Annotated in this window: 11 protein-coding genes and 1 tRNA gene; 5 read left to right on the top strand and 7 right to left on the bottom strand. The window is 67.7% G+C overall.

From position 1 onward, the window contains the following. Positions 1–4 precede the first annotated feature (4 nt). From ACAV_RS09885 to ACAV_RS09870, 4 genes are all read right to left on the bottom strand, one after another. Positions 5–1714 carry an ABC transporter ATP-binding protein gene (locus ACAV_RS09885; protein WP_013594428.1) on the bottom strand — a complete coding sequence of 570 codons (1710 nt, stop codon included), beginning with the start codon at positions 1712–1714 and terminating at the stop codon, positions 5–7. Next, positions 1711–2802, bottom strand: a complete 1092-nt coding sequence (locus ACAV_RS09880) for an ABC transporter permease (RefSeq protein WP_013594427.1) — start codon at positions 2800–2802, stop codon at positions 1711–1713. The genes ACAV_RS09885 and ACAV_RS09880 overlap by 4 nt, the downstream gene beginning before the upstream one ends. A 4-nt stretch (positions 2803–2806) precedes the next feature. Further along, positions 2807–3850, bottom strand: a complete 1044-nt coding sequence (locus ACAV_RS09875) for a microcin C ABC transporter permease YejB (protein WP_013594426.1) — start codon at positions 3848–3850, stop codon at positions 2807–2809. A gap of 225 nt (positions 3851–4075) precedes the next feature. Continuing rightward, positions 4076–5887, bottom strand: a complete 1812-nt coding sequence (locus ACAV_RS09870) for an extracellular solute-binding protein (RefSeq protein ID WP_013594425.1) — start codon at positions 5885–5887, stop codon at positions 4076–4078. Between the two features lie 146 nt (positions 5888–6033). Between ACAV_RS09870 and fabI the strand changes: the two genes are divergently transcribed. Further along, the gene (fabI, locus tag ACAV_RS09865) at positions 6034–6831 is read left to right on the top strand and encodes an enoyl-ACP reductase FabI (protein ID WP_013594424.1); all 798 of its coding nucleotides are present in this window, start codon (positions 6034–6036) and stop codon (positions 6829–6831) included. Positions 6832–6990: 159 nt separating this feature from the next. Here the strand turns inward: fabI and ACAV_RS09860 are convergent, their stop codons facing one another. Both ACAV_RS09860 and ACAV_RS09855 read right to left on the bottom strand, forming a co-directional pair. Next, positions 6991–7551: a fasciclin domain-containing protein gene (locus tag ACAV_RS09860; RefSeq protein ID WP_013594423.1), complete on the bottom strand. Its 561-nt coding sequence runs from the start codon at positions 7549–7551 to the stop codon at positions 6991–6993. 176 nt (positions 7552–7727) lie between these two features. Further along, the gene (locus ACAV_RS09855) at positions 7728–10109 is read right to left on the bottom strand and encodes an arginine/lysine/ornithine decarboxylase (protein WP_013594422.1); all 2382 of its coding nucleotides are present in this window, start codon (positions 10107–10109) and stop codon (positions 7728–7730) included. Between the two features lie 154 nt (positions 10110–10263). Between ACAV_RS09855 and ACAV_RS09850 the strand changes: the two genes are divergently transcribed. From ACAV_RS09850 to ACAV_RS09840, 3 genes are all read left to right on the top strand, one after another. Further along, complete coding sequence (locus ACAV_RS09850) at positions 10264–10704, top strand: NfeD family protein (protein WP_013594421.1); 441 nt, start codon at positions 10264–10266, stop codon at positions 10702–10704. A gap of 137 nt (positions 10705–10841) precedes the next feature. Continuing rightward, positions 10842–11756, top strand: a complete 915-nt coding sequence (locus tag ACAV_RS09845; RefSeq protein WP_013594420.1) for an SPFH domain-containing protein — start codon at positions 10842–10844, stop codon at positions 11754–11756. A gap of 120 nt (positions 11757–11876) precedes the next feature. Next, positions 11877–11966 (top strand) — tRNA-Ser (locus tag ACAV_RS09840). A 76-nt stretch (positions 11967–12042) separates the two neighbouring features. Here the strand turns inward: ACAV_RS09840 and ACAV_RS09835 are convergent. Further along, entirely contained in the window at positions 12043–12942 is a 900-nt protein-coding gene (locus tag ACAV_RS09835; RefSeq protein WP_013594419.1) for a LysR family transcriptional regulator, read from the bottom strand. Positions 12943–13045: 103 nt separating this feature from the next. Here ACAV_RS09835 and ACAV_RS09830 point away from each other — a divergent pair, with 103 nt between their 5' ends. Continuing rightward, the gene (locus tag ACAV_RS09830) at positions 13046–14020 is read left to right on the top strand and encodes a Bug family tripartite tricarboxylate transporter substrate binding protein (protein ID WP_013594418.1); all 975 of its coding nucleotides are present in this window, start codon (positions 13046–13048) and stop codon (positions 14018–14020) included. Positions 14021–14024 lie beyond the last annotated feature (4 nt).

Raw genomic sequence — 14024 nt, 5'->3', positions numbered from 1 at the left:
CAGCTCAGGCCGCGCCGCCCTCCCCTGCTGCCGCAACCAGCCGCTGCGTATAGGGGTGCCGCGGCGCGTCGAGCACCTGGGCCATCCGGCCGGACTCGACCACGTCGCCATCCTTCATGACGAGCACGTCGTGCGCCATCGCGCGGATCACGGCCACATCGTGGGTGATCAGCAGGTAACTCAGCCCGCGTTCCTTCTGCAGGCGCTGCAACAGCACCAGCACCTGCTGCTGGATGGTCACGTCCAGCGCACTCGTGGGCTCGTCGAGCACCAGCAGGCGCGGTTCCAGGATCAGCGCCCGCGCGATCGCGATCCGCTGGCGCTGGCCGCCTGAAAACTCGTGCGGATAGCGCCCCAGCAGCCCCGGGAACTGCGTATGCGTCAGACCCACGTCCGCCAGTGCCGCCTCCACGCGGGCGCGCCGCCCGGCCCCGCTCTCCTGTGGTGCATGCACCCGCAGGCCCTCCCCGACGATCTCCTCCACCGTGAGACGGGGGGACAGCGACGAGAACGGATCCTGGAACACGACCTGCACGCTGCGGCGCAGCGCCTGGTTGGCCGCGCTGTTGCGCTGCACCGGCAGTTCCCATGCCCGGCCGGCGATCTGCAACTCGCCGCTGAACGGCAACAGGCCGAGCAGCGCCTGCGCGAGGGTGGACTTGCCCGACCCCGACTCGCCGACCACGCCCAGCGTCCGGCCAGGATGGACCACCAGGTCGGCACCTTTCACCGCCAGGAATTCGCCGCGCCGGAACCAGCCCCGCAGGCCGGGCAGCGGCGTGGCGTAGGCCACGCGCAGGCCCTTTGCACTCGCGGCCGGCGGCTCTGCCTGCGCAGCGTCTGCGGCCGGCCCGGAGGCCGCGTCCGCCCCCGCGTCCTCGACCACATCCTCGATGACATCGCGCCGCGGTACGCTGCCCAGCAGGCGCCGGGTGTAGGCATGGGCGGGCGCGGAAAAAACCTCCGCCACGCTCCCCTGCTCCAGGAGTACGCCGCGCTCCATCACCGCCACCCGGTCGGCGAAGCGCCGCACCAGGTTCAGGTCGTGCGTGATAAGCAGCACCGCCATGCCGGTCTGGCGCTGCAGGTCCGAAAGCAGTTCCAGGATCTGGCCGCGCAGCGTCACGTCGAGCGCGGTGGTGGGCTCGTCCGCCAGTAACAGGCGCGGCCGGCTGGCCAGTGCCATGGCGATCATCGCCCGCTGGCGCTGGCCCCCGGAGAGCTGGTGCGGATAGGCGCCCGCGCGCCGCGCCGGCTCCGGCACGCCCGTCGCGGCCAGCAGCTCCACCGCCTGGACGGCGCTCTGCGCCCGCGACAGCCCCTGCTTGAGCTGCAGCACCTCGGCGATCTGCCGGCCCACGGGCATCAGCGGGTTCAATGCCGTCATCGGCTCCTGGAAGACCATCGCGATGTCGCCGCCGCGCAGGCCGCGCATCTCGCGCTCCGGCAACGCCAGCAGATCCTGCGCCGGCGCGCCGGCGCGTCCCTGCAGCAGGGCCCGGCCCGACACTTCCGCATCCGCGGCCAGGCGCAACAGGGACAGCGCCGTGATGGTCTTGCCCGAACCCGATTCGCCCACCAGCGCCAGCTTCTCGCCCGCGCCGATATCGAAGCCCACGCCATGCACGACCGCCTTGCCGCCGAAGGCCACGCGCAGGTCCTCCACGCGCAGCAGCGGCGCAGCGGAGGGTGAAGAGGAAGGTGCGATGCTCATTGCTTCCTCGGATCGAGGGCGTCGCGCAGCGCATCGCCCATGAAGGTCAGCAGCAGCAGCGTGCTCACCAGGACGGCGAACGTGAAGATGGAAATCCACCAGGCATCGATGTTGTTCTTGCCCTGGTTCAGCAGCTCGCCAAGCGACGGAGTGCCGGGCGGCACGCCCAGGCCGAGGAAGTCCAGCGACGTGAGCGAGAGGATGGCCGCGCTCATCCGGAACGGCAGGAAGGTGACGACCGGCGTCATGCTGTTGGGTAGGATGTGGCGCCAGATGATCTGCCGGTCGGGTACGCCCAGGGCGCGCGCGGCCTTCACGTAGTCCAGTTGCCGGTTGCGCAGGAACTCCGCGCGCACGTAGTCCGACAGCCCCATCCAGCCGAACAGGCTGAGCAGGATCAGCAGCAGCGCCAGGCTCGGGGAGAACAGCGCGCTGAAGATGATCAGCAGGTACAGCTCGGGCATCGACCCCCAGATCTCGATGAAGCGCTGGAAGGCCAGGTCCGTCCGTCCGCCGAAGAACCCCTGGATCGCGCCCGTCACCAGTCCCAGCACCACCCCGGTGATGGTGAGCGCCAGCCCGAACAGCACGCTCACGCGGAAGCCATAGAGCAGTTGCGCGAGCATGTCGCGGCCCCGGTCGTCCGTGCCCAGCCAGTTGTCGGCGGTCGGCGCGGACGGGTTGGGTGATTTCGCGAAATAGTTCAGCGTGTTGGGCCCGTACCGGTTGATCGTGTAGAGCGCCCAGTTGCCGCCCGCGCTCAGGCGCTCCTGGATGAAGGGGTCCAGGTAGTCGGTCGGCGTGTCGAAATCCCCGCCGAAGGTGGTCTCGGGGTAAGTCTTGAACAGCGGGAAATACGTCTGGCCCTCGTAGTGCACGATGAGCGGCTTGTCGTTGCTCACCAACTCCGCCGCCAGGCTGATGGCCACCAGCACGCAGAAGACCACGAGGCTCCAGAACCCCAGCCGGTTGCGCTTGAAGCGCATCCACGCGCGGCGGGAAGGTGAAAGCGAGACCGGCGCGGGTGGCGGTGCCGCCGGGGACGGCATGGCGGCCGGAGCGGAGAGGTCGGGGGATGGAATACTCATGCGTTCAGTCGAACTTCACGCGGGGATCGACCCACACATAGCAAAGATCGCTGACGAGCTTGGTGACCAGCCCGATCAGCGTGAACAGGTAGAGCGTGCCCAGCACCACGGGATAATCGCGGCGGATCACGCTCTCGTAGCTCAGCAGGCCCAGGCCGTCGAGCGAGAACAGCGTCTCGATCAGCAGCGAGCCCGTGAAGAACGCGCCGATGAACGCGGCGGGAAAGCCCGTGATGATGGGGATCAGCGCATTGCGGAACACGTGCTTCCAGAGCACCTGCCGTTCCGACAGGCCCTTGGCGCGCGCCGTGAGCACGTACTGCTTGCGGATCTCTTCCAGGAAGGCGTTCTTGGTAAGCATGGCCGTCACCGCGAAGCTGCCCGCCACCATCGCCGTCACCGGCAGCGTGATGTGCCAGAGGTAGTCCACGATGCGCGCGCCCCAGTCCATCTGCTCCCAATTGGACGACACCAGCCCGCGCAGCGGGAACCACTGCAACTGGCCGCCGAAGACCACCAGCAACGCCACCCCCAGCACGAAGCCCGGGATCGCATAGCCCACCAGGACGAGCAGCGTGGTCACGAGGTCGAAGCGCGAGCCCGCGCGCACCGCCTTGGCCACGCCCAGCGGCACCGCCACCAGGTAGCTGATGAAGAAGGTCCACAGCCCGAGGCTGATGGAGACCGGCAGCTTTTCCTTCACCAGCGCCCACACCTCCTTGTTCTGGAAGAAGCTGCGCCCCAGGTCGAAGCGGGCGAACTGACCCAGCATCTGGAAGAACCGCTCGTGCGCGGGCTTGTCGAAGCCATACAGCGCCTTGATTTGCTCCAGCCGCTTCGGGTCCACGCCCTGGTCGCCGCGGTAGCGCATGCCGCCCGACTCCAGCCCGCCGGCCGCCCCGCCCTTGCCTGCCGCCGTGCGGGCCTCCGCCAGGTACTGTTCCACCGGGCCGCCGGGCACGAACTGGATGACCACGAAGGTGAGCAGCAGCACGCCCAGCAGCGTGGGCAGCATGAGCAGCAGGCGTTTGGCGATGTAGGCGAGCATGCAGTCAGTCAGGAGATTTCAGGCTTCGGCACCCTGCGGCGGCATGCGCCACCCACGCCCGCTGAAACCGGCGCGGCATCACCCATCCGATGGCCGCGGAGCAGGCCATGCCAGCAGGCGCCGTGGAACTGGCTTCGCCAGGCCACCGGCGTCGTCCCCCTGCCCGCCGTGCGCAGCACGGCGAGAGCGAGGGGATGGCGCGCAGCGCCTCAGGGGTGTGATCCCTCACTTGCTCCACCAGGAAAACATTGCCCACTCCTCGGCTTTCGCATAGGGCGGCATGGGTGCGTGGTAGGCCAGGCGCTGCTGGTTGTACACGATGCGGTGCGCGGACAGCTGCCACTGCGGGATGAGGTAGTGGCTGTGCATGATGACGCGGTCCAGCGCGCGGCAGGCGGGCAGCAGTTCGGCCTTGGATTTCGCCCGTGTCAGCGCGGTCGCGAGCGCATCGACCGCCGGGCTCTTCACGCCCGCATGGTTGCTGCTGCCCTCCGCGTCGGCGCGCTGGCTGCCGAACAGCTCCAGCATGTCCTGCCCCGGGTTGTAGGTACCGGGATAGGCCAGGGTGATCATGTCGAAATCGAACTTGTCCAGCCGCTGCAGGTACAGCGCGAAATCCACCGAGGTAAAGCGCAGGGTGATGCCCAGCTTCTCGAGGTTGCGCATCCAGGGCGTCACCGTGCGCGCGCCGACCTCCTTGCTGTCGAGGTAGTCGATCACCATGGGCTCGCCCTTCGCGTTGCGCAGCGCGCCGTCGCGGTAGGTCCAACCGGCGTCGGCCAGCAGCTGGCGGGCCCGGCGCAGGTTGTCGCGCAGGGAATGTCCCACCCCTTCGGTGACCGGGGGCGTGTACATCGGCCCGAACACGCTGTCCGGCACCTTGCCGCGCCACGGCTCCAGCAGCGCCAGCTCCTCCGGGCCCGGCGTGCCGGTGGCCTGGCAGTCGGTGTTGCCGAACAGGTCCACCACGCGCGGGTAGCCGCCGTAGAACATCTGCCGGTTCATCCAGTCGTAGTCGAGCGCCAGCCCCAGCGCTTCGCGCACCCGCGGGTCCTTCAGCATCGGCCGCCGCGTGTTGAGCACGTAGCTCTGGAATCCCGCAGGCAGCCGGTGCTTGAGTTCCATCTTCACCAGCACGCCCTGCCGGAACAGCTTGCCGTCGATGCGGCGCGCCCAGTCGCCGGCCGAATACACGGTCATGAAATCGAACTCGCCGGCCTTCACGGCCTCCAGCCGCGCGGTGTTGTCCTTGTAGATCTTCACCGTGATGCGGTCGAAGTTGTAGGCGCCCCGGTTCACGTTCAGGTCACGGCCCCAGTACTGCGGATCGCGCACGTAGGTGATGTCGCGGCCGAACGCCACCGGGCCGATGCGGTACGGGCCGCTGCCGATGGGGATGTCGGTCACGATCTCGTCGAACCGCTTCACCTTGCCATCCGCCTGGCGCCCCCAGGCGCGGCTGAAGATCGGCAGGCTGCCCACGGTGAGCGGCAGTTCGCGGTTGGGGTGCTTGAAGCGGAAGCGCACCGTGCGCCGGTCCAGCACGTCGGCCCCGGCCACCTCCTGCAGCAGCGTCGCGTAGCTCGGCGACGCGTGGGGTCCGACCAGGGTCTCGTAGGTGTACTTCACGTCGGCGGCCTCGACCGGGCTGCCGTCGTGGAATCGCGCCTCCGCCCGCAGGCGGAACGTGGCACTGAGCCGGTCCTCCGGCACCTGCACGTCCTCGGCCAGCAGCCCGTAGCCCGAGGCCGTCTCGTCCATGGAACCCGTGAGCAGGCTCTCGAACAGCAGGTCCGAGAGGTAGGCCGGCGGCGAGCCCTTCATCGTGAACGGGTTGTACTTGTCGAAGGTGGAATAGCGCAGGTTGCTCACCATGCGCAGCTCGCCGCCCTTGGGTGCTTCGGGATTGACGTAGTCGAAATGGGCGAAACCCGCCGGGTACTTGAGGTCGTCCCACAGCGCATACCCATGCGCGGCCCAGGCCGGCGCCGCGCACAGCCAGCTTCCCCAGAGCAGACAGATCATCCAGAACCGCATGCGACAATTCTGCACTACGGTGGCGGGCCGTCCACGCCTGCCGGGGATTTTCCCCGGCCGGGTGCCCGGCCGCCGCATCTTTCCGCCACGGGCCGCGCCGCGCCCCTCCGGCATTCCACCCCTACCGCATTCACTGGAGAACAACAATGGGTTTCCTGACCGGCAAGAAGCTGCTCATCACCGGCGTGCTGTCCAACCGTTCCATCGCCTACGGCATCGCCAAGGCCTGCCACGCGCAGGGCGCCGAGCTGGCCTTCAGCTACGTGGGCGAACGCTTCAAGGACCGCATCACCGACTTCGCGGCCGAGTTCGACTCCAGGCTGGTCTTCGACTGCGACGTGGCGAGCGACGAGCAGATCGAGCGCATGTTCGCCGACCTGTCGGCCACCTGGCCGAAGTTCGACGGCTTCGTGCACAGCATCGGCTTCGCGCCGCGCGAAGCCATCGCCGGCGACTTCCTCGAAGGCCTGTCGCGCGAATCCTTCCGCATCGCGCACGACATCAGCGCCTACAGCTTCCCCGCCATGGCCAAGGCCGCCCTGCCCTACCTGAACGACAAGGCTGCCGTGCTCACCCTGAGCTACCTGGGCGCCCTGCGCACCGTGCCCAACTACAACACCATGGGCCTGGCCAAGGCCAGCCTGGAAGCCAGCGTGCGCTACCTGGCCGAATCGCTGGGCCCGAAGGGCATGCGCGCCAACGGCATCAGCGCCGGTCCCATCAAGACCCTGGCCGCCAGCGGCATCAAGGACTTCGGCAAGCTGCTGGGCACCGTGGCCGACGCCTCGCCCCTGCGCCGCAACGTGACCATCGAGGACGTGGGCAACGCCGCGGCCTTCCTGCTGTCGGACCTCGCCAGCGGCGTGACGGCGGAAATCATGTACGTGGACGGCGGCTTCAGCCAGACCGGCGGCATCAGCCGCGACAGCGCCAACCTGGCCTGACCGCCGGGCCGCATCGGCAAGCCGGCAGGGCCGCGCCGGTGCCCCTGCAAGAAAAGCCGCAAGGTCCTTCGTGGAGAGGCCCTTGCGGCTTTTGCGCATCCAGGCCCGTCCTGCTCCGTCGGGCGATGCAGACGCGCCTCGCGGCATGCGGGCCTGCTGTTACTTGGGCAGCAGCACCTTGTCCACGACGTGGATCACGCCGTTGGACTGGTACACGTCGGCGATGGTCACGTTGGACATGCCGCCCTTTTCATCCGTCAGCGCGATCGACGAGCCGCTGGCCCTGGCCGTCAGCGTGCCGCCGGCCACGGTCTTCAGGCTGGCCGAGCCCTTGCCGTCGGCGATCATCTTGGACAGCGCGGCCGCATCGACCTTGCCCGGCACCACGTGGTAGGTCAGCACCTTGGTCAGCGTGGCCTTGTTCTCCGGCTTCAGCAGGGTATCGACCGTGCCCGCCGGCAGCGCGGCGAAAGCCGCGTTGGTGGGCGCGAACACCGTGAACGGGCCCGGTCCCTTGAGCGTATCGACCAGGCCCGCAGCCTTCACGGCAGCGACCAGCGTGGTGTGATCCTTCGAGTTCACCGCGTTGTCGATGATGTCCTTGGTGGGGAACATCGGCGCGCCACCGACGGTCACCTGGGCGATGGCAGGCATGGCGGCTGCGGACAGGGCGAGCGTGAGGCTGGCGGCTGCGAGGCGGGCATTCAGGCGAAAGGTCATGGAGGTCTCCGTTGGATCGTTGGGTGGAAGGCCGCCCGAAGATTCGCGCGGCTGCACACTCATACGGGCCACGGCGCCGCCTGGATTCAGCGCCACGTCCGCTCCATGCAAAAAAAGCCCGGAGGCGCTTGCGCGCCGCCGGGCTTCCAGGGCCGAAGCGACCTGCCTCGCGGCGGTCAGATCTTCCGGCCGAACGGTCCGTCGCTGCCCACCTGCACGATGTCCTCCGCTTGGGGTGCATCCTTGCGGCCACCGCGGCGGCCGGGCTTGGGCTGCTCCACCCGCGTCACGCAATCGGCGTAGTAGCGCACGTGGCCGTTGTCGTCCTCGATCTCCACCAGGCCGTGGATGTCGGTCTCGAAGCCCGGGCACAGCTTGGCGAACTCCCGCGCGAACTTGAGGTAGTCCACGATCTTCTTGTTGAAGACCTCGCCCGGGATCAGCAGCGGGATGCCCGGCGGGTACGGCGTGATCAGGCTGGTGGTGATGCGGCCTTCCAGGTGGTCGATTTCCACGCGCTCGGTCTTGCGGTGCGCGATGTGGGCATAGGCGTCGCTGGGCTTCATCGCCGGCGTCAGGTCCGACAGGTACATCTCTGTCGTCAGCCGCGCGATGTCGTACTTGGCGTAGAGCGCATGCACGTGCTGGCACAGGTCCTTCAGGCCCATGCGCTCATAGCGCTTGTGCTGCTGGCAGAACTCCGGAAGGATCCGCCACATCGGCTGGTTCTTCTCGTAGTCGTCCTTGAACTGCTGCAGCGCGGCCAGCAGCGTGTTCCAGCGGCCCTTGGTGATGCCGATGGTGAACATGATGAAGAAGCTGTAGAGCCCCGTCTTCTCCACCACCACGCCGTGCTCGGCCAGGTACTTGGTCACGATGGACGCAGGAATGCCGGTCTTGTCGAACTTGCCGTCCAGGTTCAGGCCGGGCGTGACGATGGTGGACTTGATCGGATCCAGCATGTTGAAGCCATCGGCCAGCTGGCCGAAGCCATGCCACTTGCTGCCGTTCTTCCGGCCCTTGCCATCGCTGCGGATGATCCAGTCCTCGGCGCGGCCCACGCCCTCGTCGGCCATCTTCTCGGGGCCCCAGACCTTGAACCACCAGTCGTCCTTGCCGAACTCCTCTTCCACCTTGCGCATGGCGCGGCGGAAGTCCAGGGCTTCGAGCAGGCTCTCTTCCACGAGGGCGGTGCCGCCGGGCGGCTCCATCATGGCGGCCGCCACGTCGCAGCTGGCGATGATGCTGTACTGCGGGCTGGTCGAGGTGTGCATCAGGTACGCCTCGTTGAAGAGCGGGCGGTCCAGCTTCACGGTCTGCGAATCCTGCACCAGCACGTGGCTGGCCTGGCTGATGCCGGCCAGCAGCTTGTGGATGGACTGCGTGGCATACACCACCGAATGCTTCGGGCGCGCGCGCTTCTTGCCCATGGCGTGGTAGCTGCCGTAGAACGGATGGAAGGCCGCGTGCGGCAGCCAGGCTTCGTCGAAATGCAGGTTGTCCACGTAGCCGTCCATCATCGACTTGATGGTCTCGGTGTTGTAGAGCACGCCGTCGTAAGTGGACTGCGTGATCGTCATCACGCGCGGCTTCACCGTCGCCGGGTCCACGCCCTTGAGCAACGGATTGGCGCGGATCTTCGCCTGGATCGCATCCTTCTCGAACTCGGCCTGCGGGATCGGACCGATGATGCCGAAGTGGTTGCGCGTGGGCTTCAGGAACACGGGGATCGCCCCGGTCATGATGATCGAGTGCAGGATCGACTTGTGGCAGTTGCGGTCCACCACCACCACGTCGCCCGGCGCCACCGTGTGGTGCCACACCATCTTGTTCGAGGTGCTCGTGCCGTTGGTCACGAAGAAGCAGTGGTCGGCGTTGAAGATGCGCGCCGCGTTGCGCTCGGATTCACCGATGGCCCCGTTGTGGTCCAGCAGCTGGCCCAGTTCCTCCACGGCGTTGCACACGTCCGCGCGCAGCATGTTCTCGCCGAAGAACTGGTGGAACATCTGGCCCACGGGGCTCTTGAGGAAGGCGACGCCGCCGGAGTGGCCCGGGCAGTGCCACGAATAGGAGCCGTCTTCCGCATAGTCCAGCAGCGCCTTGAAGAACGGCGGCTGCACGCTCTCGAGGTAGCTCTTGGCCTCGCGGATGATGTGCTTGGCCACGAACTCCGGCGTGTCCTCGAACATGTGGATGAAGCCGTGCAGCTCGCGCAGGATGTCGTTGGGCAGGTGGCGCGCGGTCTTGGTCTCGCCGTGCACGTAGATCGGCACGTCGGCGTTCTTGCGGCGCACCTGGGTGATGAAGTTGCGCAGGCTCAGCACGATCGGGTCCAGCCCCGAGCCCAGCGTGAACTCCTCGTCGTCGATCGACAGGATGAAGGCGCTCGCCCGGCTCTGCTGCTGCGCGAACTGCGACAGGTCGCCATAGCTCGTCACGCCCAGCACCTCGAACCCCTCGGACTCGATCGCCTGCGCCAGGGCCCGGATACCCAGGCCCGATGTGTTCTCGGAACGGTAGTCCTCGTCGATGATGACGATGGGAAAGCGGAATTTCATGCACAGCCTCCGAGCAAGCGGGCCCAAAAAACGAAATAGGCGCGAAGTGTAAGGAATAACGATGTCATCCCTTTGAAGACATCGGCATTTGACCCAGAATGGACGGGAAAGCACCGGCCCCGCCGGGCACGGACATGCGAGGAGGACACCCGTGATGCAGCATTCCACCCTCTGGTGGCTGATGGCCGGCGCGATGGTCGCCGCCGAACTCGTGACGGGCACCTTCTACCTGCTCATGCTGGCTGTCGGCCTCGTGGCCGGCGCACTGGCGGCCCATGCCGGCCTTCCGATCACCGCGCAGCTCGTGGCAGCCGCCTGCGTGGGCGCGGGGGGCGTCATCGCCTGCCACCAGCTGCGCCGCCGCCGCATGGCCGCCGTGCAGCCCGCCGCGAGCAACCGCGACGTGAACCTCGATGTCGGCGAAACCGTGCAGGTGCCCGCCTGGAACCCTGACGGCACGGCCCAGGTGCGCTACCGCGGCGCGCAGTGGACCGTGGTGCTGCGCAGCGGCCCGGTCGGCGTGGCCACCGCCCTGCCCGGCACCTACCGCGTGGCGGAGGTGGTCGGGAACCGGCTGGTGGTGGACGCGGCCTGAAGCGGCGCGCGGCGCGGTCGCCCGAGCCCCGCCACGCGGCCGCCTTGCCGCTCCTGTGGTTTTCCCTCCGCCTGCGCTCCGGCGCAGGGTTCCTTCAACCCTCTTCCACACCCGTCTCCCGGGCAGCAAAGGACTCCATGGAAATCGCCCTCATCCTCTTCGTCATCGCCGGCATCTTCGTCGCACGCTCCATCAAGGTCGTGCCCCAGCAGAACGCCTGGGTCAAGGAGCGGCTGGGCAAGTACGCCGGCACGCTCACGCCCGGCCTCAACTTCCTGGTGCCCTTCGTCGATCGCGTCGCCTACAAGCACAGCCTCAAGGAAATCCCGCTGGACGTCCCCAGCCAGGTCTGCATCACGCGCGACAACACCCAGCTGCAGGTGGACGGCATCCTCTACTTCCAGGTCACCGACCCGATGCGCGCGAGCTACGGATCGAGCAACTACATCATGGCCGTCACGCAGCTCGCGCAGACCTCGCTGCGCAGCGTGATCGGCAAGCTGGAACTCGACAAGACCTTCGAGGAACGCGACATGATCAACGCCCAGGTCGTGGCCGCCATCGACGAGGCCGCCCTCAACTGGGGCGTGAAGGTGCTGCGCTACGAGATCAAGGACCTGACCCCGCCCAACGAAATCCTGCGCGCCATGCAGCAGCAGATCACCGCCGAACGCGAGAAGCGCGCCCTTATCGCCGCATCGGAAGGCCGCCGCCAGGAGCAGATCAACATCGCCACCGGCGAGCGCGAGGCCTTCATCGCCCGCTCCGAGGGCGAGAAGCAGGCGCAGATCAACAACGCTCAGGGCGAGGCCGCCTCCATCACCGCCGTGGCCGAGGCCACCGCCCAGGCCATCGAGCGCGTGGCCGCCGCCATCCGCCAGCCCGGCGGCGAGCAGGCCGTGCAGCTCAAGGTGGCCGAGCGCGCCGTGGATGCTTACAGCCGCGTGGCCGCAGATGCGACCACCACCCTGGTCGTGCCGAGCAACATGACCGAGGTCTCCACCCTCATCACCTCCGCGATGAAGATGGTGCAGGGCGCGCAGCGGCCCTGAGCGCGGATCGCTGGCCGCGGGTCGCACGCGTGGATCCCGGCAATGCGGCAGGCCGTATGAAAAATTCCTGCTACGGCTCGCCGGGAGGCCCCGGAATCGCTGCTATACTTGCGGGCTTCCGGAGAGGTGGATGAGCGGTTTAAGTCGCACGCCTGGAAAGCGTGTGTGGGCTAATCCCCACCGCGGGTTCGAATCCCGCCCTCTCCGCCAGATGCAAAGCCCAAGTAGTCCGCTACTTGGGCTTTTTTCGTTGTGCAGGCCTCTTACCTGTGTCCGGGGTCGCAGTTCACGCTACGCGGTACGCCTGCACCAGCCTTCTCCGCAACCCCTCCGCCATGGGCCCCAGCACGCGGTCCCGCCGCTGCAGCAAGCCCAGCGTTCGCCAGACCGGGGGGTCGGTGAGCGGCACGCCGCAGAGTTCTGGATGGGTTGGCCGCAGCGCCAGTTGCGGAATGGCCGCGAGCCCCATCCCGGCCTCCACCAGCGACAGCGTGCCGGCCAGGTGGTTGCATTCGTGCCAGGCCACGGGCTTTTCCGGCAGGTCGGCCACGGCCTGGTCCAGCAGCAGGCGGTTGCCGCTCTGCTGCGACACCGACACCAGGCGCTGCCCCGCCAGTTCCGGCCAGCCGATCGCCTCGCGCGCCGCCCACGGGTGGCTTCTCGGCATGGCCAGCACATAGCGTTCGCGCATCAAGGCGTCGAAGCGCAGCGCGGGCTCCTGGCTGCCCATGAACCCCAGGCCGAAATCCACGTCGCCCCGCAGCACGGCGTCCAGCACCTGCTGGGCGCTGTCTTCCACCAGATGCACCTGGACCTCCGGCTCGCCGGCCGCGAACTCCCGCAGGACCGGGGGCAACAGGTTCGACGCGACGGACGGTATGCAGGCGATCGCGACCCGCCCCCGGCGGCGCTGCAACTGGTCGCCCACGCGCTGCACCGCGTCGTCCAGGCCTGCCAATGCGGCCTGGGCCTCGCGCAGGAAGTCGTGGCCCACGGCGGTCAGCTCGACGTGCCGCGTGGTGCGAGCCAGCAACTGGGCGCCCACGGCCGCCTCCAGCCGCTCCACCCGCCGACTGAGCGCGGAAGGCGATACGAACAGCGCATCGGCCGCCAGCCGGAAGCTCTGTTTTTCGGCCGTGACCACGAAGGCCATCAGCTCGCCCATGTCGAATTTGATGCGTCGCATGCAACAGTCACTCTGTAAATTGCAATTCACAGAATATTACCGACTCCCTAGCATGGCGGTCTTGCCGAGTTGAGCGGCTACAGACAGATATCCAGGAGACAACATGCAAAGACGCACCATGACCGTGGCCGCCGCATTGGCCGCCGGACTTTCCCTCATCGCCACCACCGCAGGCGCCCAGGATTTCCCCCCGAAGAAACCAGTGACGCTGGTGGTCGGCTTCGCGGCTGGCGGCTCCGCCGACATCGCCGCGCGCGTGATCGCCAAGAAGCTCGGCGAGAACATCGGCCAGACCGTGGTCGTGGACAACAAGCCGGGCGCTGGCGGCAACCTCGCCCATGCCCAGGTCGCCAAGGGCCCTACCGACGGATCCATGCTGCTGTTCGGCTCCATCGGGCCGCTGAGCATCTCGCCCCACTTCATGAAGGTCGGCTACGACCCGCTCAAGGACCTCGCCCCCATCACCATGGGCGTGACCTTCCCCAACGTGCTGGTCGTGCCTGCCAGCACCGGCATCAAGACCCTGGGCGAATTCGTGGCCCGCGCCAAGCGCGAGCCGGGCAAGCTGGATTTCGCATCCACCGGCCCGGGATCGGCCTCCCACCTGGCCGGTGAACTGCTCAACGACATCGCGAAGATCAACACCGTGCACGTGCCCTACAAGGGCGGCGCGCCGGCCCTGCAGGACGTGCTGGGCGACCGCGTGACCTCGTTCTACGCGGCACCGCCCACGGCCCTGCCCCACCTGGAATCGGGCAAGCTGGTCGCGCTGGCGACCACCGGCCTGACCCGCCCGGCCTACCTGCCCAACGTGCCCACCGTCGCCGAGACGTACCCCGGCTTCAACGCCACCAACTGGTACGCCTTCGTGGCGCCCGGCAAGACGCCCAAGGCGCTGCTGGACCGCTGGAACACCGAACTCGTGAAGGTGCTGAATGCGCCCGACGTGCGCGACAACCTGCTGAAACACGGCCAGACCGCCGCCCCTGGCAGCCGCGAGGAACTGGCCAAGTTCATCGCCGCGGAAAACGAGAAATGGGCCCGCATCATCCGCGAGCGGAACATCACCGCGGACTGACGCC

It is taken from the genome of Paracidovorax avenae ATCC 19860, assembly GCF_000176855.2.
In the GTDB taxonomy this organism is placed as follows: Bacteria; Pseudomonadota; Gammaproteobacteria; order Burkholderiales; family Burkholderiaceae_C; genus Paracidovorax; species Paracidovorax avenae.
The sequence above is the reverse complement of the archived record's forward strand: the minus strand, read 5'-3'. Positions and strand labels throughout refer to the sequence as shown.